Origin of the sequence: Streptomyces odontomachicola (assembly GCF_039605595.1) — a bacterium.
In the GTDB taxonomy this organism is placed as follows: Bacteria; Actinomycetota; Actinomycetes; order Streptomycetales; family Streptomycetaceae; genus Streptomyces.
In genome coordinates, this window is sequence record NZ_JBCFOK010000005.1 from 183,139 (window position 1) to 204,726 (window position 21,588).

16 protein-coding genes are annotated in these 21,588 nt (G+C 74.0%); 4 read left to right on the forward strand and 12 right to left on the reverse strand.

From position 1 onward, the window contains the following. Positions 1-60: 60 nt before the first annotated feature. A complete protein-coding gene (gene cutA, locus ABEE00_RS10880; RefSeq protein WP_345745140.1) occupies positions 61-384 on the forward strand; it encodes a divalent-cation tolerance protein CutA in 324 nt (107 codons plus the stop codon). Here the strand turns inward: cutA and ABEE00_RS10885 are convergent. From ABEE00_RS10885 to ABEE00_RS10895, 3 genes are all read right to left on the reverse strand, one after another. Further along, positions 345-1,019 (reverse strand): SanA/YdcF family protein, encoded by a 675-nt coding sequence (locus ABEE00_RS10885; RefSeq protein WP_345745423.1) that lies wholly within the window; start codon positions 1,017-1,019, stop codon positions 345-347. The two genes, cutA and ABEE00_RS10885, sit on opposite strands and share 40 nt — an antisense overlap. Before the next feature lie 215 nt (positions 1,020-1,234). Beyond that, on the reverse strand, positions 1,235-1,582 hold the full coding sequence (locus ABEE00_RS10890; protein ID WP_345745141.1) for a hypothetical protein: 348 nt from the start codon (positions 1,580-1,582) through the stop codon (positions 1,235-1,237). Between the two features lie 41 nt (positions 1,583-1,623). Then, a complete protein-coding gene (locus tag ABEE00_RS10895) occupies positions 1,624-3,789 on the reverse strand; it encodes a molybdopterin oxidoreductase family protein (protein ID WP_345745142.1) in 2,166 nt (721 codons plus the stop codon). Positions 3,790-4,075: 286 nt separating this feature from the next. On the opposite strand from ABEE00_RS10895, the gene ABEE00_RS10900 reads away from it, so the two are divergent. Beyond that, positions 4,076-4,864, forward strand: a complete 789-nt coding sequence (locus ABEE00_RS10900; RefSeq protein WP_345745143.1) for a sirohydrochlorin chelatase — start codon at positions 4,076-4,078, stop codon at positions 4,862-4,864. Between the two features lie 244 nt (positions 4,865-5,108). Here ABEE00_RS10900 and dnaG read toward each other — a convergent pair whose 3' ends face one another. From dnaG to ABEE00_RS10920, 4 genes are all read right to left on the reverse strand, one after another. Further along, a complete protein-coding gene (dnaG, locus tag ABEE00_RS10905) occupies positions 5,109-7,016 on the reverse strand; it encodes a DNA primase (RefSeq protein WP_345745144.1) in 1,908 nt (635 codons plus the stop codon). A 103-nt stretch (positions 7,017-7,119) separates the two neighbouring features. After that, positions 7,120-8,877 (reverse strand): pyruvate dehydrogenase, encoded by a 1,758-nt coding sequence (locus ABEE00_RS10910; RefSeq protein WP_345745145.1) that lies wholly within the window; start codon positions 8,875-8,877, stop codon positions 7,120-7,122. A gap of 106 nt (positions 8,878-8,983) precedes the next feature. Then, a complete protein-coding gene (locus tag ABEE00_RS10915) occupies positions 8,984-10,246 on the reverse strand; it encodes an NAD(P)/FAD-dependent oxidoreductase (protein WP_345745146.1) in 1,263 nt (420 codons plus the stop codon). A 269-nt stretch (positions 10,247-10,515) separates the two neighbouring features. Beyond that, positions 10,516-11,841: a deoxyguanosinetriphosphate triphosphohydrolase gene (locus tag ABEE00_RS10920; protein ID WP_345745147.1), complete on the reverse strand. Its 1,326-nt coding sequence runs from the start codon at positions 11,839-11,841 to the stop codon at positions 10,516-10,518. A gap of 180 nt (positions 11,842-12,021) precedes the next feature. Here ABEE00_RS10920 and ABEE00_RS10925 point away from each other — a divergent pair, with 180 nt between their 5' ends. Further along, on the forward strand, positions 12,022-13,404 hold the full coding sequence (locus ABEE00_RS10925; protein WP_451918546.1) for an RNA polymerase sigma factor: 1,383 nt from the start codon (positions 12,022-12,024) through the stop codon (positions 13,402-13,404). Positions 13,405-13,451: 47 nt separating this feature from the next. Here ABEE00_RS10925 and ABEE00_RS10930 read toward each other — a convergent pair whose 3' ends face one another. From ABEE00_RS10930 to ABEE00_RS10950, 5 genes are all read right to left on the reverse strand, one after another. Next, on the reverse strand, positions 13,452-14,855 hold the full coding sequence (locus tag ABEE00_RS10930; protein ID WP_345745148.1) for an FGGY family carbohydrate kinase: 1,404 nt from the start codon (positions 14,853-14,855) through the stop codon (positions 13,452-13,454). A gap of 97 nt (positions 14,856-14,952) precedes the next feature. Continuing rightward, on the reverse strand, positions 14,953-15,714 hold the full coding sequence (locus ABEE00_RS10935) for a pirin family protein (protein WP_345745149.1): 762 nt from the start codon (positions 15,712-15,714) through the stop codon (positions 14,953-14,955). A gap of 141 nt (positions 15,715-15,855) precedes the next feature. Beyond that, the gene (locus tag ABEE00_RS10940) at positions 15,856-16,497 is read right to left on the reverse strand and encodes a Clp protease N-terminal domain-containing protein (RefSeq protein WP_345745150.1); all 642 of its coding nucleotides are present in this window, start codon (positions 16,495-16,497) and stop codon (positions 15,856-15,858) included. A gap of 8 nt (positions 16,498-16,505) precedes the next feature. Beyond that, complete coding sequence (locus ABEE00_RS10945) at positions 16,506-16,769, reverse strand: hypothetical protein (RefSeq protein WP_345745151.1); 264 nt, start codon at positions 16,767-16,769, stop codon at positions 16,506-16,508. Between the two features lie 69 nt (positions 16,770-16,838). Then, positions 16,839-18,122 carry an SLC13 family permease gene (locus tag ABEE00_RS10950; protein WP_345745152.1) on the reverse strand — a complete coding sequence of 428 codons (1,284 nt, stop codon included), beginning with the start codon at positions 18,120-18,122 and terminating at the stop codon, positions 16,839-16,841. 130 nt (positions 18,123-18,252) lie between these two features. Here ABEE00_RS10950 and ABEE00_RS10955 point away from each other — a divergent pair, with 130 nt between their 5' ends. Further along, positions 18,253-21,576, forward strand: coding sequence for an acetyl-CoA carboxylase family protein (locus tag ABEE00_RS10955; RefSeq protein ID WP_345745153.1), 3,324 nt, complete (start codon positions 18,253-18,255; stop codon positions 21,574-21,576). The last annotated feature ends 12 nt before the right edge of the window (positions 21,577-21,588 follow it).

Sequence of the window (21,588 nt, forward strand, 5' to 3'; positions counted from 1 at the left end):
CGGTTCCGCGCACGCGACCGGCGCGGCCCGGCTGTCGGTGGGGCCCGTTACGGTGACCGCATGGCCGAGATTCTGACCGTGTTGACCACCACCGACAGCGAGGACAAGGCGCGCGCGCTGGCCGCGGGCGCCGTGGAGCGGAACGTGGCCGCGTGCGCGCAGATCAGCGCCCCCGTCACCTCCGTCTACCGCTGGGAGGGCGCGATCGAGAACGACACCGAGTGGCAGGTCTTCTTCAAGACGGCCGCCGCCAGATACGACGCGCTGGAGGCGTACATCAGAGAGGCGCACGACTACGACGTACCCGAGATCATCGCGACCCCGGTCGTACGGGGCGGCGCCGACTACCTGGCATGGGTCGAGGAGGAGACCGCAGCGGTCTGACCCGGCCCGACACCGGCCGGACCGTCCCGCAGCGCACGCCGCACCCCGTCCTCGCGCGGGCCCGCGAAGTGCGGTTCCGGGGTGAGCGTGGCGTCCAGCAACGCCTTCGCCGCGCCCGGCAGTTCGCGTACGCCGCCCGCGTACCAGGTGAGATCGCGCGGCTCCGGCACCGGCAGCCCGTACGCGTCGATGCCTGCTGCGCGGCACAGCGCGGCCGCCCTCGGTACGTGGAAATCCTGGCTGACCAGCAGCGCCCGCCGCACCCCGAAGATCCGGCGGGCGCGGGCGCAGGAGTCCCAGGTGTCGAAGCCGGCGTAGTCGGCGACGATGCGGCGGGATGGCACGCCGCGGTCGGTGAGGTAGCGCCGCATCGCGTCCGGCTCGTCGTAGTCGTGGCGGCTGTTGTCGCCGGTGACCAGCAGGGCCTTGACCCGTCCCGCGGCGTAGAGGTCGCGTGCCGCGTCCAGCCGGTGCGCGAGGTAGGGGGACGGTTCGCCGTCCCACAGCCCGGCCCCGAAGACGACGGCCACCGGTGCCTTGGGCGCGGCGGCGGGATCGGCGGTACGCAGCACCCGGTCACCGGTGGACAGGTGCAACCAGGTCGCAGGCAGCAGCCCCAACACACACGCCAACACGAGTAGTTGCACCGCCCGCCGCTGCCCCCGACGAGTACGCGGCAACCGCGCGCGCACCCACCGCCAACCTCGCGCGACGACCGTCGGACGTGTGTTCCCCCGAGTCAACACACCTCACCCGACGCGCCCCGCACTCCCGCCGGTTGCACCGGCCCGCGCTCGCGACCGGAGACCACGGCGAGCGGCCCGCCCTCATACCGCGCGCCTCAACTCGCTTATGCCTCGGCCGCGGTGCGCAGAATCCGTGCGACCTCGGTCGCCGCCGCGCGGGCCTCGGAGGGGTCGGCTTCGGGGTCGGCTGCGCGTTCCTCGCAGGCGCGGAAGCGGCGGGCGCGCTCCGGCCAGCGTTCGATGTTGACGACCGTGCCCCAGTGCTCGGTGAAGGCCAGCAGCGGGCCGATGCTGCTGGTGCGCTGGGCGCTGGTGGCCGCACGGGCGAGGTGGCCGTTCAGCTCGGGCAGGCGGCTGGGGATGATCTGGGCGACGGCGGTGCGCAGAGCGTCGGGAGTGAGCTGCGGCATGGGGATCAGCGGGCCGGCCGTCTCGCTCTGCTGGCTGGTCACAGCACCTCCGCGCGTTCCATCGGTCGCATACGGGGGCGAGCCTACTGCGGGGCGCCGGGCCGCGCCCGGTCCTCTGCCACATGCGGAGGCTCCGCCCGTTCCGCCCGCTCCACCCTCACCGCGCACACCTTGAACTCCGGCATGCGGGAGGTGGGGTCCAGGGCCGGGTTGGTCAGGGTGTTGGCGGCGCCCTCGCCCGGCCAGTGGAAGGGCATGAAGAGCGTGTCGGGGCGGATCGTGCTGGTCAGGCGTGCGGGGGCGAGGGCCCGGCCGCGGCGGGAGGTCACCGCGAGCGGTTCGCCGTCGGTCACTCCGAGGCGTTCGGCCAAGCGCGGGTGGAGTTCCACGAAGGGGCCGGGGGAGGCCGAGTTGAGGGCGGTGACGCGGCGGGTCTGCGCGCCCGACTGGTACTGGGCCAGCACCCGGCCCGTCGTCAGGAAGAGAGGAAAGTCCGCGTCCGGCTCCTCCGCCGAGGGCCGGTGTGTGGCCTGCGCGAAGCGTGCGCGCCCGTCCGGCGTCGCGAAGCGGTCGAGGAACAGACGCGGGGTCCCGGGGTGTGCACCGGCAACGCCCGCGTCCTCGGGGCACGGCCAGAACACGCCCTCCTCCGCCGCCAGCCTCGGATACGTAAGCCCCGAATAGTCCGCGGGACCGCCCGCCGAAGCGCGGCGCAGCTCCCCGAAGACCTCCTCCGGGTCGGAGGGGAAGCCCTTCTCCCACCCCAGCCGCTCCGCGAGCGCGCGGAGGACCTCCAGGTCAGAGCGCACACCCGGCGGCGGATCGACCGCGCGGCGGCGCAGCAGCACCCGCCCCTCCAGGTTGGTGGTCGTGCCGGTCTCCTCCGCCCACTGCGTCACCGGCAGTACGACGTCGGCCAGCCGCGCCGTCTCGGACAGCACCACATCGCACACCGCGAGGAAGTCCAGCGCGCGCAGCCGCCCCTCGACATGCGCCGAACGGGGCGCGGACACCACCGGGTTGGATCCCATGACCAGCAATGCCCGTATCGAGTCGGGCCGGTCGCCGCCGAGCGCGTCCAGCAGCTCGTACGCGCTCCGCCCGGGGCCCGGCAGCGCGTCGGGGCGCACGCCCCACACCGAGGCGACATGGGCGCGCGCCGCCGGATCGTCCAGCTTCCGGTAGCCGGGCAACTGGTCGGCCTTCTGGCCGTGTTCGCGCCCGCCCTGCCCGTTGCCCTGCCCGGTCAGGCAGCCGTAACCGGACAGCTCGCGCCCGCAGCGGCCGGTCGCCAGCGCCAGGTTGATCCACGCGCCGACCGTGTCGGTGCCCTTGGACTGCTGCTCGGGGCCGCGCGCGGTGAGCACCATCGCGTGCTCGGGCGCGCAGTACATCCGTACCGCCTCGCGCAGCACCGGCACCGGCACGCCGGTGATCCGCTCGACCAGTTCGGGCCAGTGCGCCATCGCCGCACTGCGGGCCTCCGCCCAGCCGCTCGTACGGGCTGCCACGTACTCCTCGTCCACCCGGCCCTCCGCCACCACCAGGTGCAACAGGCCCAGCGCGAGCGCGAGATCGGTGCCGGGGCGCGGCGCGATGTGGAGGTCGGCCTGCTCGGCCGTGCGGGTGCGGCGCGGGTCGACGACGATCAGCGTGCCGCCGTTCTCGCGCAGTTCGGTGAAGTAGCGCATCGCGGGCGGCATGGTCTCCGCCGGGTTCGAGCCGACCAGGATCACGCAGCCCGTGCGGGGTATGTCGGCCAGCGGGAACGGCAGTCCGCGGTCGAGGCCGAAGGCGCGGGTGCCGGCCGCGGCCGCCGAGGACATGCAGAAGCGGCCGTTGTAGTCGATCTGCGAGGTGCCGAGGGCCAGGCGCGCGAACTTGCCGAGCGCGTACGCCTTCTCGTTGGTCAGTCCGCCGCCGCCGAAGACGCCGACCGCGTCGGGGCCGTGGTCCGCCCTGGTCGAGGTGAGGCTGTCCGCGATGCGGGCGAGCGCCGTTTCCCAGGTGGCGGGGGCCAGTTCGCCGCTCGCCTCGTCGCGTACGAGCGGTTCGGTGAGCCGTACGTGGGAGGAGAGCAGCTCGGGCGCTGTCTGGCCCTTGCCGCACAGGGCGCCGCGGTTCACCGGGAACGCGGTGCGCTCCACCACCTCGACGCCGCCCGGGGCCTCCGCCGCCGGCCGGAGGCCCATTCCGCACTGGAGCGCGCAGTAGGGGCAGTGGGTGTCGGTCACGGCGCTCGCATTCATACAGGTCAGCGTGGGGCGAGTGTGTTACGGGCGGCGTGTGCGCGGGTTACGCGCCCGGCAAGGGGGCCTCAGCGCGGGGGTGAGTCCGGGGTGAGGGCGCCCCCGCGGCCCCTGCCGGGGGGCGTCACTGCGTGTGTGAGCTCTGCGCAACCATCCGTCATGCACGCGCAACGGTCCGGCAATGCCGGGTGCGCAGACTCGGTCCATGACGGCGTCGCCTTCACCTTCCGGTACTCCCGGTACTCCCGGCACTCCACTCTCTGGACTCGACAGTACGGCGCAGCTCATGACTCTCTTCACGACCCAGCTCACCAGCCAGCTCCGCGCGGTGCGGCCGCCGACGGCGTGCGGGGCCGGCGCCCCCACGCTGGTCGTGGTGGCGCACGGCTCCCGTGATCCGGAGGCGCGGCGGACCGTGGGCCGCCTTGTGGACCGGGTACGGAGGATGCGCCCCGGTGTGCGCGTCGAGCTCGGGCACATCGAGCTGAACGGGCCGTTGCTGGGGGACACCCTCGCGGGGCTTCCCGAGGGGGAGCGCGCCGTCCTCGTACCGCTCCTCTTCGGGCGCGGTCACCACGTGCTGCACGACATTCCGCGTGCGGTGGAGGCCGCGCCCCATGTACGGGCCACGGTCGCGGGGCCGCTGGGGCCGCACCCGCTGCTGGCCGAGGCGCTGCGGGACCGGCTCGCCGAGGCCGGTGCGCTGGGCGCGGACGGGGTGGTGCTCGCGGCTGCGGGGTCGCGCGCGCCGGAGTCCGTGGCCGCCGCGGCCCGGATGGCGGACCGGCTGTCCGCGCGGCTGGGCGGCGTCCCCGTGCGTGCGGCCTTCGCCTCGGCGGCGCGGCCCACCGTCCCCGAGGCGATACGGGCCCTTCGCGCCGGTGGAGCACGCCGCATAGCCCTCGCGTCCTACTTCACGGCCCCCGGCCACTTCGCGAGGACCACGGCATCCCACCCCGAACTGACCTGGAGCTCAGCCCCTTTGGGCCCCCACCCGGCGTTGGCCCGCCTGCTCCTGAAGCGTTACGACGCGACGCTCGGGGCGAGCGCCCCGTATGCGCCGGTACCGCTGTGACCGCCGACGGCCCGGCCCCGTGGCTGCGCGCCGCTGCGGCGGAAGTCTCATGTGCGGTGTGCTGTGCCCATAGCCACCCGCGGCTGCGGGTGTCGGCCGTGGCGCGCAGCGCCAGAGTTCTGCTTCGCGGCGCGGGCCTCGGCAATGGCGCGCAGCGCCGGAGATCTTCTCCGCCGCAGCGGAAAGTGACCACAGCAGGCGTGGCCGGCGGTTACGCACGCGGCGTGCCCCCGCGCGCGAATGCCTACAGCGCGCTCGCGCCCTTCTCGCGCAGCGCTCTCCCGTACTGCTGCAGCGTCCAGATCTCCTGGCGGACGCCCGCCGAGGACTCGCGTTGGGCCTCCAGGCGGCGGGCCGTGCCCTCCAGGTCGGTGATGCGGGCGTTGACCGCGGCCAGGCGGACCGCGACGAGCTGCATGCCGGCGTACACCTCGTCCGCCTGGCGCTTGCTGCGCAGCGGCTCGACGGCCAGCTCGGTGACCATCGTGCGCACGGTGTCGTCCGGCGCCGCGTCCCGCACCCGCGCCACGAAGCCCGAGTCCTCCTCGGAGCCCTCCACGCCGCCGGCCGCCTCGATGGCCTGCCGCACGACCGCGTACGGCGGAGCGGTGAACTCATCGGCGCCATACGCGTCGAAGGCGGGGGAGACCAGGCCGGGCTGCTGGAGCGCGAGCTTGAGCAGTTCGCGCTCCACCTGGTGCGCGGGGCTGCGCAGATTGAGCGCGGGGCCACCACCCCGGGGCCGCGCGGCCCCGGCGGACGGCGGCGCACCCTGCTGCGGCCCGCCCTGCCCACGCGGCGCTGAACCCGAGGCCCGCTGCCGCGCCCACCGCGCGAGCTGCCCCACGCGCCGCACCACGAACTGCTCGTCCACGATGCCGAGCAGACCGGCGAGCCGCACCGCGTACTCGTGCTGGATCGAGACGTCCTTGATCTGCGCGACCACCGGCGCCGCCTGCTCCAGCGCGGCCGAACGGCCCTCGGCCGTGTCGAGGTTGTGCTGCTCCACTATCCGCCGGATCGCGAACTCGAAGAGCGGGGAGCGCCCGTCCACGACCTCCTGCACCGCCGCGTCGCCCTGCGCGAGCCGCAGGTCGCAGGGGTCCATCCCGCCCGGCGTGATCGCGATCGAGGTGCGCGCGGCGAACTTCTGGTCGTCCTCGAACGCGCGCAGCGCGGCCTTCTGGCCCGCCGCGTCGCCGTCGAAGGTGAAGACGACCTCGGACTGCGCGTTGTCCATCAGCAGCCGGCGGAGGATCTTGATGTGGCCCTCGCCGAAGGACGTGCCTGAGGTGGCGATGGCGTTCCGCACACCGGCGAGGTGGCAGGCCATGACGTCGGTGTACCCCTCGACCACGACCGCCCTGTTGGCCTTGGCGATCTCCTTCTTGGCGAGATCGATCCCGTACAGCACATGGGACTTGTGGTAGATCGGCGTCTCGGGGGTGTTCAGATACTTCGGGCCCTGGTCGTCCTCGCGCAGCCGCCGCGCGCCGAAGCCGACGACCTCGCCGGTGATGTCGCGGATCGGCCACATCAGGCGGCCGCGGAAGCGGTCGATGGGGCGGCCGTTGCGCGCCTCCTGGGCCAGCCCGGAGAGGGTCAGCTCCTTGTCGGAGAAGCCGCGGCCGCGCAGGAAGCGCACCAGGTGGTCCCACCCGGCGGGCGCATAGCCGATGCCGAAGTGGAGCGCCGCCTCCTCGTCGAAGCCGCGGTCGGTGAGGAAGCGGCGGGCGACCTCGGCCTCGGCGCCGCCGAGCTGCTCGGCGTAGAACTTCTGGGCCTCGCGGTGCGCCTCGATCAGCCGGGTGCGCTCGCCCTGCTGGCTCGCGCGGCCGTACCCGCCCTCCTCATACCGCAGGGTGATCCCGGCCTGGCCCGCCAGCCGCTCCACGGCCTCGGCGAAGGAGAGGTGGTCGACCTTCATCAGGAAGGCGAGGGTGTCGCCGCCCTCCTGGCAGCCGAAGCAGTGGAAGAAGCCCTTGCTGGGGCTCACGTGGAAGGACGGCGACTTCTCGTCGTGGAAGGGGCAGAGGCCCTTGAGGTTGCCCCCGCCCGCGTTCCGCAACTGGAGATACTCGGACACGACGGCGTCGATCGGAACCGCGTCCCGTACCGCCTTCACGTCCTCGTCATTGATCCTTCCAGCCACCCCAGCAGTCTACGGCGCCCCACCGACACCCCAGGCGCCCCGGGCCCCCGCCGCGGCCCCGGGCCCCGCTGCGGCTCCGGGACCCGCCGCGCCCCGGAGCCCGCTACGGCCGCGGGATGTTCCGCAGGTTGCTGCGCGCGAGCTGCACCATCCGCCCCACGCCGCCCTCCAGCACCGTCTTCCCGGCGCTCAGCGCGAAGCCGCTGACCTGCTCCCGCGTGATCTTGGGCGGGAGGGAGAGCGCGTTCGGGTCGGTCACGATGTCCACCAGCGCCGGGCCCTTGTGCCGGAAGGCGTCCTTGAGGGCGCCGGCGATGTCCTTCGGCTTCTCCACCCGCGTGCCCCAGGCGCCCGCTGCCTTGGCGATCGCCGCGTAGTCGGTCTCCCTGTACGAGGTCCCGTACGCGGGCATGCCGTCGACCATCATCTCCAGGTCGACCATGCCCAGCGAGGAGTTGTTGAAGAGCACGACCTTCACCGGCAGGTCGTACTGCACCAGCGTCAGGAAGTCGCCCATCAGCATCGAGAAGCCGCCGTCCCCGGACATCGAGACGACCTGCCGCTTGCGGTCGGTGAACTGGGCGCCGATGGCCTGGGGCAGCGCGTTCGCCATCGAGCCGTGCGTGAAGGAGCCGATGACGCGGCGGCGCCCGTTCGGCGTGAGATAGCGCGCGGCCCACACGTTGCACATGCCGGTGTCGACGGTGAACACCGCGTCGTCGTCGGCCACTTCGTCCAGGACCGACGCCACGTACTCGGGGTGGATCGGCGTGTGCTTCTCCACCTTCCTCGTGTACGCCTTGACCACGCCCTCCAGCGCGTCGGCGTGCTTCTTCAGCATCTTGTCGAGGAAGCCGCGGTCGTGCTTCTCGCGCACCCGCGGGGTCAGGCAGTCCAGGGTCTCGCGCACATCGCCCCACACCGCGAGGTCCAGCTTGGTGCGCCGCCCGAGGTGTTCGGGCCGTACGTCGATCTGCGCGATCTTGCAGTCCTTCGGCAGGAAGGCGTTGTACGGGAAGTCCGTGCCCAGCAGGATCAGCAGATCGCACTCGTGGGTGGCCTCGTACGCGGCGCCGTAGCCGAGCAGCCCGCTCATGCCGACGTCGTACGGGTTCTCGTACTGGATCCACTCCTTGCCGCGCAGCGCGTGCCCCACCGGCGACTTGACCCGCTCGGCGAGGCGCATGACCTGCTCGTGCGCGCCGCGTGTGCCGCTGCCGCAGAAGAGCGTGACCTTGTCGGCCTCGTCGATCATGCGGGCCAGCGCGTCCACCTCCTCGTCGCCGGGGCGTACGGAGGGGCGCTGCGTCACGATCGCGTGCTCCTCGGGGGCCTCGGGCGCCTCCTCCGAGGCGACGTCGCCGGGCAGCGTCACCACGCTGACGCCCTGGCGGCCGACCGCGTGCTGGACCGCCGTCTGGAGGACGCGGGGCATCTGATGGCGGCTGGAGATCAGTTCGCTGTAGTAACTGCACTCCTGGAAGAGCCGCTCCGGGTGTGTCTCCTGGAAGAAGCCCGTGCCGATCTCGCTGCTCGGGATGTGCGAGGCCAGCGCCAGCACGGGCGCCATGGAGCGGTGCGCGTCGAAGAGGCCGTTGATCAGGTGCAGGTTGCCGGGGCCGCAGGACCCGGCGCAGGCCGCGAGCCGCCCCGCGACCTGCGCCTCGGCCCCCGCCGCGAACGCGGCGACCTCCTCGTGGCGCACCTGCACCCAGTCGACCTCGGTGCTGCGGCGCACCGCGTCCACGATCGGGTTGAGGGAGTCGCCCACCACCCCGTACAGCCGCTTCACCCCGGTGCGCTCCAGGGTGTCGACGAACTGCTCGGCCACGCTCTGCTTGGACTTGCCGGACTTCGCCATCAGGAATTCACTGCCCTTCGCCGTGCCGGTCGCACATCGGAACCAGGGGCAATTTATCCCTTTTGTTCTCAGTGGGTGGAGGTGTGGCGGGCGGTGGTGCGGCGCCTCACTTCCCGGCGAGCGACCCGAGCGGCACCTCCGGGTCGGCCAGCGCCTGGGTGTCCACCTGCGCGCCGGAGCGGATGAGCTGCTGCACGTCCCCGGTCACGTCCCACACGTTCACGTTCAGCCCGGCCAGCACCCGGCCGTCGCGCAGCCAGAACGCCACGAACTCCCGCTTGCTGACGTCCCCGCGGCACACCACCTGGTCGTACGCGCCGGGCGGGGCGTACCCGCTGTACTCCAGGCCCACGTCGTACTGGTCCGAGAAGAAGTACGGCAGCCGGTCGTAGGACACCTCCTGCCCGAGCATCGCGCGGGCCGCGGCCGGGCCGCCGTTGAGCGCGTTGGCCCAGTGCTCCACGCGCAGCCGCTCGCCCAGCAGCGGGTGGTCCACGGCGGCCGCGTCCCCCGCCGCGTACACGTCCGGGTCGGAGGTGCGCAGCGCGGCGTCCACCGCGATGCCGCCGCCGGGGCGCGGCGCCAGCTCCAGGCCCGCGGCCTCGGCGAGCGCGGTGCGCGGGGCCGCGCCGATGGCGGCCAGCACGTCGTGCGCGGGGTGCTCGTCCCCGTCGTCGGTGAGCGCGCGCTGCACGAGGCCGTCCTGCCCGGCGATCTCGGTGAGCCGCGCGCCGAAGTGGAAGCGGACGCCGTGCTCCTGGTGCAGGTCGGTGAAGAGGCTGCCGAGCTCGGGGCCCAGGATGCTGTGCAGCGGGGTCGGCTCGGGCTCCACGACGGTGACCTCGGCGCCGTACGAGCGCGCCGCGGCGGCCACCTCCAGGCCGATCCACCCGGCGCCCGCGATCACCAGATGGCCGTTCTCCCTGCCCAGCGCCTCAAGACGGCCGCGCAGCCTGTCGGCGTGCGCGAGCCTGCGCAGGTGGTGCACGCCGACCAGGTCGGTGCCGGGGATGTCGAGGCGGCGCGGCTCGGCGCCGGTGGCCAGCAGCAGCCGGTCGTAGTGGATGCGGGTGCCGTCGCCGAGCCGCACCGTCTTGGCCGCGCGGTCGAGCTGCACGGCGGGCTGGCCCAGGTGCAGCTCGATGTCGGCGCCCGCATACCAGGCGGGAGGGTGCACGAAGACGCTGTCGCGCTCGTCGGAGCCGGTCAGATAGCCCTTGGACAGCGGGGGGCGCTCATACGGGTGGTCGCGTTCGTCGCCGATCAGGATGACGCGCCCGGTGAACCCCTCGGACCGCAGCGTCTCCGCGGCTTTCGCACCGGCGAGCCCTCCGCCGACGATGACGAACGTGCGGTGTGCGTCGACCACTTGATGCCTCCTCGCATACCCCCCGACGGACACAGTTCACAGGCGAGCGTCCCGCATCGGCGCGTACGCGGGAAGGGGGACACGGGCGGCCGGTCCCCTTCCCGTGCACGCTCCGGGCGCCCGCACTCCAGGAACACGGTGCGGGCATCCGGCGGCTTTTCCCCGTCCGCATGCTCCAGACGCAGTACCGCACCGTGGACGCGGCCGCCGGGCGTGCGGTTCCGTACGCCTCGTACCGCCGCACCCTCCGCCTCCTTCCGTACGCCGCCTCACCGCATCCCGGTCAGGCGCGCGTGCAGGGTGCGGGCCGCCGAGTCGGTGAGCGAGGCGATCTGGTCCACCACCACGCGCAGCCGCGCCGCCGCGTCGTCCGCCTCCGCGTACAGCGCCCTGAACTGCGGGTCGAGCCCCTCGGGCGCCCGCGCCACCAGGGCCTCTGCCAACTCGCCGAGCACCTCGCGCTGTTCGGCCCGCAGGCGCTCCAGCGACGGGCGCTGCATCACATACCGGTCGGCCACCGCCTTCAGCACCGCGCACTCCAGGCGGACGCCCTCGGGCACCACGAGCTCGGCCGCGTACCTGGTCAGCCGGCCCGAGCCGTACCTGCGGCGGGTCGCGCCCTCGGCCTCCAGGCAGAAGCGGCCGATGAGCTGGCTGGTGGCGTCCTTGAGCCGGGCCTGTGCCGCGGCCGAGCCGTCATAGCCGTGCGGCCACCAGTCCATCTCCAGCAACCGGTCGAGCGCGGCGGCCAGTTCGGCCGGATCCGCGCCCGGCGCGTAGCGGGAGGCCGCCAGCGCGAAGATGTCCTGCCGCTCCGGCTCCGCCATCAGCAGATTGGGGTCGATGTGCCCGGCGTGCAGGCCGTCCTCGACGTCGTGCACCGAGTACGCGACATCGTCCGACCAGTCCATGACCTGGGCCTCGAAGCATCTGCGGTGGTCCGGTGCGCCGCGCCGCATCCAGTGGAAGAGCGGCAGGTCGTCCTCGTACACCCCGAACTTCGGCGAGTCGGGCGCGCCCGGCCGCCCGCCGCGCGGCCAGGGGTACTTGGTGGCCGCGTCCAGCGCGGCGCGGGTCAGATTGAGCCCGACCGACACCCGGCGGCCGTTCACCGGGACCCCGGCGAGGCGGTCGGTGCCGGTGTCCACGAAGCGCTTCGGCTCGATGCGGGAGAGCAGCCGCAGCGACTGCGCGTTCCCCTCGAAGCCGCCGCAGGGCTCGGCGACCTCGCCGAGCACCCGCTCCCCGTTGTGCCCGAACGGCGGGTGGCCCAGATCGTGCGCCAGGCACGCCACTTCGACCAGGTCGGGGTCGCAGCCGAGCGCCGCGCCCAGCTCCCTGCCCACCTGCGCGCACTCCAGCGAGTGCGTGAGCCGCGTACGGGGGCTGGCGTCCCACGCCTGGTCGCTGGAGCCCGGCGCGACGAGCTGCGTCTTGCCCGACAGCCGGCGCAGCGCGGCCGAGTGCAGCACCCGGCCGCGGTCGCGCTGGAACGCGGTGCGCCCGGGGCGCTTGTCCGGCTCAGGCGCCCAGCGCTCGATGTCGGAAGGGTCGTACATGCCGAGACTGCCGAGGGTGCCCTGGGTGCGGTGCATAAGGCCGACCGTAACCGGCCCGCGCCGGGCGGTCCCGGGGCGCCAGCGCCCGCGCCGCGGGCCCGCCGGCTTCGGAACGCAGGGTCGTCGCCCTCCGTGCCCGGTGCATCAGCAGCCCGTGCAAAAACTGGCCGCACGACCCTCGTGGCGGGCGTGTGTCGTACTCCACACTGGGTCCCGGTGCCCGAGTCCCCGGAGCGCCGCGGCGCATGGCGCGAAGGAGCCGGAGAGCCCGCGGAGCGCGACCCGCAACTGCATGCACGGACGGCGCGCCGGCCGCCGCCGTCCCCGTCTGGCACGCCGCCCCCCGACCCGGCAGCGATCACCCTGGAGGTCGCCCCCGTGCAGACCCAGACCCTGACCAGCGCGGCTCCCGCCGCCCCGACGGCGGCGCCCGGAGTGCCCACGCCGCCAGGACCGGCGCTCGAAGCGGTCCCCGTGCAGCCGGGACCGCCCGGGGCCGAGACGGCGGAGGCGCCGCCCGGCGCACCGGAGGCGGCCGACCCCGCGGACCCGGCGCACGCACCGGCGGCCGCGGACACGCAGGAGACGGCGGACACCCACGAGACGGCGGAGACCCACGAGACGGCCGAGGCGCCGGAGGCCGGTCAGGGACCGGGCGCCGGCAAGCAGGAGGCGGCGGCAGGCACCGGACCCTCGGCCGATCTCTTCCGGCAGTACCTGCGCGAGATCGGGCGCATCCCGCTGCTCTCCGCCGCCGACGAGGTGGAGCTCGCGCGCCGCGTGGAGGCCGGGCTGTTCGCCGAGGAGAAGCTCGCCTCGGCCTTCGACCTGGACAGCGAACTCGCCCTGGAACTCGACCAGCTCGTCGTCCTCGGCCGCATCGCCAAGCGCCGCCTCATCGAGGCCAACCTGCGCCTGGTGGTCTCGGTGGCCAAGCGGTACGTGGGCCGCGGACTGACCATGCTGGACCTGGTCCAGGAGGGGAACCTCGGGCTGATCCGCGCGGTGGAGAAGTTCGACTACGCGCGGGGCTACAAGTTCTCCACGTACGCGACCTGGTGGATACGCCAGGCCATGTCCCGCGCCCTCGCCGACCAGGCCCGCACCATCCGCGTCCCGGTGCACGTCGTCGAGCTGATCAACCGGGTCGTACGGGTGCAGCGCAGGATGCTCCAGGAGCGCGGCTACGAGCCCTCGGCCGAGGAGGTCGCCGGTCAGCTCGACCTCACCGAGGAGCGGGTCACCGAGGTGCTGCGGCTCGCCCAGGAGCCGGTGTCGCTGCACGCGCCCGTGGGCGAGGAGGACGACGTCAACCTCGGCGACCTGATCGAGGACGGCGACGCGCCCTCGCCGGTGGAGTCGGCCGCGTTCCTCCTCCTCCGCGAGCACTTGGAGGCAGTGCTCTCCACGCTGGGCGAGCGCGAGCGCAAGGTGGTCCAGCTCCGCTACGGCCTGGCCGACGGCCGCCCCCGCACCCTGGAGGAGATCGGCCGCCTCTTCGGCGTCACCCGCGAACGCATCCGCCAGATCGAGTCCAAGACCCTGAACAAACTCCGCGACCACGCCTTCGCCGACCAGTTGAGGGGTTACCTGGACTGAGGGGGCCCCTCCAGGTTGCTCAGCCCGCGAGGGGAACCCCTCACTTGTCAGGCGAACGCCCCCGGGTGGTTCTCCTCGCGGACGGTCACGTACTGCTGGCGGACTGCCTGGCCGACGGGCAGCTCCTCGCCCGGCTCGAAGATCTGGCACGCGGGCGCGGGCCACCGCGGCGGCTCGGCGCCGCCCTGTACCGCCCATGCGGCCTGGCGTGCGGCGCCCAGCGCCGTGTAGTCGGCCGGCTGCGGCACCACGACCTGCGCGCCGAACAGCCCGGGCGCGGCCGCCTGCACAGCGGGCAGCCCCGCCGCCTGCCCGAGCAGGAACACCCGCCGCACCTCGACGCCGCGCGCCCGCAGCACCCCGAGCGCGTCGGCGAGCCCGCACAGCATGCCCTCGACCGCCGCGCGCGCGAGGTGCTCGGGCTGCATGCTCTCCCTGCGCAGACCGTGCAGCGAGCCCGCCGTGTGCGGGAGTTGGGGCGTGGCCTCGCCCTCCAGATACGGGAGCATCACCAGGCCCGAGGCGCCGGGCGTGGACTGGAGGGCCAGCTCGGAGAGCCCGTCCAGGTCGGTGCCCAGCATCTGCGCCGTACCGCGCAGCACCCGCGTCGCGTTCAGCGTCCGCACAGCGGGCAGATGCATGCCGGTGGCGTCCGCGTACGAGGTGATCGTCCCCGTCGGGTCGGCCAGCGCCTCGTGGTGCACCGCGAACACCGAGCCCGAGGCCCCCAGCGAGATCACCGCGTCGCCCTGGTCGACCCCGAGCCCGAACGCGGCGGCCATGGTCTCGCCCGTCCCCGCGGAGATCAGCAGGCCCTCGGGGGTCTGCCCGGCGACCTCGGCGGGACCGATCACCTCGGGCAGCCGTACGTGGTGGCCGAGGGCCAGCTCGATGAGGTCGGGGCGGTAGGTGCCGGTGGCCGCCGACCAGTAGCCGGTGCCCGAGGCGTCGCCGCGGTCGGTGATCCGCCGCGGCGGCCTGCCCAGAAGCTGCCACACCAGCCAGTCGTGCGGCTGGAGGAGTTCGCTGATCCGCGCCGCCGCCTCCGGCTCGTTCCGCGCGAGCCAGCGCAGCTTGGATATGGGGTGCCCGGCCTGCGGCACGGCGCCGACGGCCTGCGCCCACGCCGTACGCCCGCCCAGTGCGTCGATCAGGTCGGCCGCCGCCGTCTGGGTGCGCCGGTCGTTGCCGAGGAGCGCGCCGCGGACCGGGTCGCCCGCCTCGTCCAGCGCGATCAGCCCCTGCTGCTGCGCCGAGACGCCGATCGCCTGTACGTCGGCGAGCTGCCCCGAACCCGCCGCCTGGCCCAGCGAGACCAGCCAGCTCTGCGGGTCGTCCCGCTCCTCGGGATGCTCAGCGTGGCCCTGTCTGATGACGGCGCCCGTGTCCGCGTCGCAGACGACGATGCGCGTGTACTCGGCTGAACTGTCCAGACCGGCGACTATCCCCATGCCCGGAATGATGCCTTACGCCGTCGAGCCCTCCGACGCCCGGTACCGGCTCGCACCGTGCTCCCGCCGTAGCCCGGGGGACGGCCCCGCGCGGTGGTCAGCGCGTGGCGACCGCCGCCGTCATCTCCCACATCAGCAGCTCGGCCCCGGTCGGCCCCGCCGTGAACCGCTGCCCCTCGGCCCCGGTGATCCGCAGCGCGTCGCCCGTGGCCATCGAGGTGCCGTCCTCCAGCTCGCCGACGCCGCTCGCCATGTAGACGTGCACGTACGGGGCGGTGGCCAGGTGCACCGACTTGCCGGGGCGCACCCGCGCCACGTGCAGCGCGGCGTGCTTCTGCCGGATGGTGATGGCCCGCTCGTCCGCGTACCGCGGCATCCCGGAGGCCAGCACCGTCCAGTCGCCCTTGTCCAACTGGTCGTTGATGTCGAGCTGTTCGTAACCGGGCTTGATGCCCTCCTCGTCCGGGAGGGTCCACATCTGTATGAAGTGCACCGGGTCCTTGTGCTCCGGCTCGCCGGTCAGCGTCCAGGAGTCGTTCTTCTCGCTGTGCAGGATGCCGGTGCCGGCGCTCATCCGCTGGGCCAGGCCCGGGTAGATGACGCCGTTGTGCCCCTCGGAGTCCTGGTGCACGAGCCCGCCGTCCAGCACCCAGGTCACGATCTCCATGTCCCGGTGCGGGTGGGTGTCGAAGCCCTGGCCCGGCGCGACCACGTCGTCGTTGGAGACCAGCAGCAGCCCGAAGTGGGTGTTGGCCGGGTCCCAGTGCCGGGAGAACGAGAAGGAGTGCCGGGAGTCCAGCCATCCGGTCCGGGTCTGGAAGCGGCCGGCCGCGGGGCGGACGTCGATCTGGGAGGCCACGGTCCTCTCCTTTTGCGTGGGGGTCGGGGACGCCGACCAAGATGGTACAAGCTTCAACTATCAAAACCGCAGTCACCCCGCTCGTCAACTGCGCGGCGGCGCGGGCGGTTCCACCAGGTCGGCTTCCCCGAGCCGGTTCCCTCAGGCCGCCTTCCGCAGATCCGCCAGCACCGCCTCGCGCGCCTCCCGCGGCGCGAGCCCGAGCCGTTCGAGCAGCTCGCGCGTGGTGGCGTCCTCGCCGCGCAGCAGGGCCAGCACGATGTGCTCGACCCCGATGGTGCGGTCGTTGCGCGCGACCGCCTCGCGCAGTGACAGCTCCAGCGCCTTCTTGGCGCGCGCGGTGAAGGGGATGTGCCCCTTCGGCCTCCCGTTCGGCTTTCCGCTCGGCCTCCCGTCGTCCGCGCCCCTGCGGCGGCCCAGGCCGAAGAGTCCGCGCTGCTTGCGGCCGGCTTCGGGCGCAGCGGCGTCCAGCGCGCCGCTGCCGAAGGCGTCGTCCGCGCGGCGCCTGACCTCCGCCAGGTCGATGCCCAGCGCCTTCAGCGCCTCCGCGTCCTCCTCGTCCAGTGCGTCGCCGCGCGGCCCGGACAGCGAGGCCATCGCCGCCCGGCAGTCCTCGGCGCTCGCCCCGAGGCGTATCAGGGTGGCCGCGCCCGGCTGTTCGGGCCAGAGCAGCGCACCGAGCAGCAGGTGCTCGGTGCCGATCCGGTCGTGGCCCAGCGCGCGGGCCTCCTCCTGTGCGCCGATGACGAGCTGGCGCGCCTGTCCCGTGAACCTCTCGAACATCGCGGTCCCTACCTCCCCTTGGTGTCCGCTTCCGCCGCCGCGGTCGCCGCCCGCTTCGCGTGCTTCTTGTGCACCGCCTGCCGGCTCACGCCGAGGGCGGCCCCGATCTCGTCCCAGGACCAGCCCTGCGTACGGGCGCCGTCGACCTGGAGTGCCTCCAGCCGCTCGGTCAGCCGCCGCAGCGCGGCCACGGCGCGCAGTCCCACGCGGGGGTCGCCGCTGAGCGCGTCCTGCGCGGTCCCCGCCGCGTCCCGTGCTCCCGATCCGTCCATGCTGTCAACCTAGGGTGACAGCGAGGGCGCGTCAACCATCATTGACAGATCCGGTGAAGAGAGGGGCGGTCAGGCGCCGAGCACCCGCAGCCCCGCCCACAGCGCGACCGTCGCCGCGACCAGCGAGGCGGGAACGGTCAGCAGTCCGAGCACGGTGAACCTCCGCAGTCCGGGCTCGATCCCGTGCCGGTGCAGGATGCGCCGCCACAGCAGGGTGGCCAGCGAGCCCGCGTACCCGAGGTTCGGCCCCACGTTGACGCCGATCAGCACGGCCAGCACCGGGCCCGCGCCGCCCGGCGCCGCGAGCGGGAGCAGGGCCAGTACGGCGGGCAGGTTGTTGATCACGTTCGCGGCGAGTGCGGCCAGCGCCGCGACGCCGAGCAGCGCGGGCAGGCCGTCGCCGGAGGGCAGCAGCCGCTCCAGTACGTCGCCGAGGCCGCCGGCCACGACGCCCTGCACCACCACACCCAGGGCCAGCACGAACAGGCAGAACATCGGAGCCGCCGAGCCCACGAGGCCGCGCACCGACACCGTGCGCCGCCGCAGCGCGCGGACGGCCAGCACCAGCGCGCCCGCCGCTGCCGCCCAGCCGGGCGCGGCCCCGACCAGCGAGGTCAGCAGGAATCCGGCGAGGGTGAGCAGCAGGACGGCGAGCGCGAAGCGCGGCACCCGGGGCCGCTCCGGAGGCTCCCCGCGCCTCTCGGGCGGCGTCTCCAGCTCCGTACGGAAGTACCGGCGCAGCACCGCGTACTCCACCGCGAGAGCGGCCAGCCAGGGCAGCGCCATCAGCGCGGCGAAGCGGGTGAAGGAGAGCCCGGCGGCCGAAAGGGCCAGCAGATTGGTCAGGTTGGAGACCGGCAGCAGGAGCGAGGCCGAATTCGCCAGATGCGCGGTGGCGTACAGCGGCGCCCTCGCCCGCATGCCCGCGCGGGCCGCCGTCGCCAGCACCACCGGCGTGAGCAGCACCACCGTCGCGTCCAGGCTGAGCACCGCGGTGACCGCGGCCGCCACGCCGAACACCCCGGACAGCAGCCGCTTCGGCTCGCCCCGGCACCACCGGGCCACCGCGTCGCCCGCCGCCGTGAACAGCCCCTCGTCAGCGCACAGCCGCCCCAATACGAGGACGGCGGCGAGGAAGCCCACCACGGGGAGGAGCCCGCGCACCTGTTCCCACGCGGCGTGCGGCGACACCGCCCCGCACGCGACCACCAGGAAGGCGGCGGGCACCGCAGCCGCGGCCTCGGGCAGTCCGCGCGGCCGCAGCACGGCGCAGACCAGCACCACGGCGAGCAGCGCGACGGGCACCGCCTCGGTCAGCAGGGCCTGCGGCGCGGCGGAGAGAAAGGAGCTCACCACTCCGAGGATCACACCCCGGCGGATCTTTCCCCGCTCCGACCCCTGCCCACGTGCGCTGCGCGGACTTAGCGTGAGCGGGTGCTTACCGCCACGACCGGAACAACCACCTGAAGGGGCACGCGACTTCATGCAGGAGCAGCAGGTACGGAGCGAGCGCGGCGACCCGCACGGCGCGGCCCCGCGCGGCGTACTGATCGCCAACCGCGGCGAGATCGCCCTCCGGATCCACCGCGCCGCCGCCGAGCTCGGCCTGCGTACGGTCGCCGCCTACACGCCGGAGGACCGCGAGGCGCCGCACATCCGCCTCGCCTCCCAGGCCGAGCTGCTCAAGCACGGGGACGCCGAAGGCGCGGACGGCTATCTGGACGGCGCGCAGCTCGTGGACATCGCGCGGCGCACCGGCTGCGCGCTGGTGCACCCCGGGTACGGCTTCCTCAGCGAGAACGCGGAGTTCGCCGCGGCCTGCGAGGAGGCAGGGCTCGCCTTCGCGGGCCCGCCGCCCGAGCTGCTGCGGCTCCTCGGCGACAAGTCCCGCGCCCGCGCCGCCGCCGCCGAGCACGGCCTCCCTGTGCTGCCCGCCACCCCAGGCGCCGCGACCCTCGACGAGGCGCGGGACTTCCTGCGCGCGCAGGGCCCGGGCGCCGCGGTGATGGTCAAGGCCCTGCACGGCGGGGGAGGGCGCGGGATGCGGGCTGTGTACGGGGCGGACGAGCTGGCGACGGCGTACGAGCGCTGCCGCTCCGAGGCCCGACGCGCCTTCGGCGACGGCTCGTTGGGCGTGGAACGGCTCGTGCCGCGCGCCCGCCACCTGGAGGTGCAGATCATCGGCGACGGCACGGGCGAGGCGGCGCAGCTCGGCGACCGCGACTGCTCCGTGCAGCGCAGGCACCAGAAGCTGATCGAGACGGCGCCAGCGCCCGCGCTTCCCGACGGCGTCAGGGAGCGGATGGCGGACTGTGCGCTGCGGCTCGCGCGGGGGCTGCGCTATCGGGGCCTGGGCACCGTGGAGTTCCTGCTCGACCTCGACGCGCGGGAGGGCGAGGAACTGTTCTTCATCGAGGTCAACCCGCGACTCCAGGTCGAGCACACGGTCACGGAGGAGGTCACCGGCATCGACCTCGTCGCCGCCCAACTCCGTCTCGCGCAGGGCGAATCCCTCGCAGATCAGGGCCTCACCCAGGACCGCGTGCCCGCGCCGCGCGGCTGCGCCGTGCAGGCCAGGGTCAACCTGGAGCGCACCGGCAGGGACGGCGTGCCGCGCGCCACCTCGGGCACCCTCACCGCGTTCCAGCCGCCCACGGGGCCCGGCATCCGCGTGGACACGCACGGCACGGCGGGCGCGCGCACCACGGAACGGTACGACTCGCTGCTGGCCAAGGTCGTCGCGCACACGCCGCGCGGAGGACTGGACGCGGCGGCGGCACGGCTGGAGCGCGCCCTGGACGAGTTCACGGTGCAGGGCCCCGAGTGCAACACCGGGCTGCTGCGCGCCGTGCTGGCCCACCCGGACTTCGTACGCGGCGCCTGCACCACCCGCTTCCTCGACCGGCACCTGGCGGAACTCCTCCCGGAGGCGGAACGCCCACCGGAGGCCGGGGATCACGAGCACGCGGACGACCCGGGCGACCCGGACGGCGCCGCCACCGTGCGCGCCCCCTCCGCCGGCACCGTGATCGCCATCGAGGCGGCGCCCGGCGAGACGGTGCCCGCGGGCGGCCCCGTACTGGTCCTGGAGGCCATGAAGATGGAGCACGTGCTGGAGGCCCCGGCGCCCGGCACGGTGCGGGAGATCCACGTGATCCCCGGCGACACCGTCGGCGAGGGCGACCCGCTCGCCACCCTCGTGCCCTCGCGGGACGCGGCGGAAGGGGCCGCGCACGACGCGGGGCCCGACCCCGACGCGATACGCCCCGACCTCGCCGAGGCACTCCGCCGGCACGCCGCCACCCGCGACGAGGCGCGCCCCGAGGCGGTGGCCAGGCGGCACGCGCGCGGCAAGCGCACCGCGCGCGAGAATGTCGAGGCGCTCTGCGACCCGGGCACCTTCACCGAGTACGGCGCTCTCACCGTCGCCGGCCAGCGCAAACGCCGCTCCCTCGACGACCTGATCGCCTCCACCCCGGCCGACGGGATGGTCACCGGGCTCGGCGCGATCGGCGGCCGCCAGTGCGCCGTCCTCGCCTACGACTACACCGTGCTGGCCGGTACGCAGGGCGTCCTCAACCACGCCAAGACCGACCGGATGCTGGAGATCGCGCTCAGGCGCCGGCTGCCCGTGGTGCTGTTCGCCGAGGGCGGCGGCGGGCGCCCCGGCGACACCGACCTCGGCGCGGGCGAGACCGCCGGGCTCTCGGTGCACACCTTCGGCGCGCTGGCCCGCCTCAACGGCCTCGTGCCCACCGTCGGCATCGCCTCGGGCCGCTGCTTCGCGGGGAACGCCGCGCTGCTCGGCTGCTGCGACGCCGTCATCGCCACCGAGGACGCGTGCATCGGCATGGGAGGCCCGGCCATGATCGAGGGCGGCGGCCTGGGCCGGTACCTCCCCGAGGAGATCGGCCCCGTCTCCGACCAGGCGCCCAACGGCGTCATCGACCTGGTCACGGCCGACGAGACGGAGGCGGCGGAGGCCGCACGTCGCTATCTCGCCTATTTCCGGGGCCACTTGTCCCAGGACGAGCCCTGGGAGGCACCCGACCCGCGCCTCCTCCGGCACGTCGTCCCCGAGAACCGCGTGCGCGCCTACGACATCCGCCGCGCCGTGCACGGCCTCGCCGACACCGGCTCGGTCATGGAGCTGCGCCGCGACTTCGGCGCCGGCGTCATCACCGCGCTCGCCCGCGTGGAGGGGCGCCCCCTCGGCCTGTTCGCCAACAACCCCGCGCACCTGGGCGGCGCGATCGACAGCGACGCGGCGGACAAGGCCGCGCGCTTCCTCCAACTCTGCGAGGCCCACCGCCTCCCGGTGCTCTCGCTCATCGACACCCCGGGCTTCATGGTCGGCCCCGACTCCGAGAAGACCGCGACCGTACGGCACTTCGGCAGGCTCTTCGTGGGCGGAGCGCGCCTGACCGTGCCACTCTGCGCCGTGGTGCTGCGCAAGGCGTACGGGCTCGGCGCGATGGCCATGGCGGGTGGCGGCCTGCGCACACCGGCCGCCACCGTGGCCTGGCCCACGGGCGAACTCGGCCCGATGGGGCTTGAGGGGGCGGTGCGCCTCGGCTTCCGCCGCGAGCTGGAGGCCATCGCCGACCCGGCGGAACGGCAGCGCGCCTACGACGAACTCCTCGACGCCGCCTACGAACGCGGCCGCGCCCTCAGCGCCGCCACCGTCTTCGACGTGGACGACGTGATCGACCCGGCCGACACCCGCCGCTGGATCACCGCGAGCCTGATGTCCGCCGAGGCCCCCGAACCCCCGCACACCCCGCGCCCCTTCATCGACACGTGGTGACGCGCGCGGGGC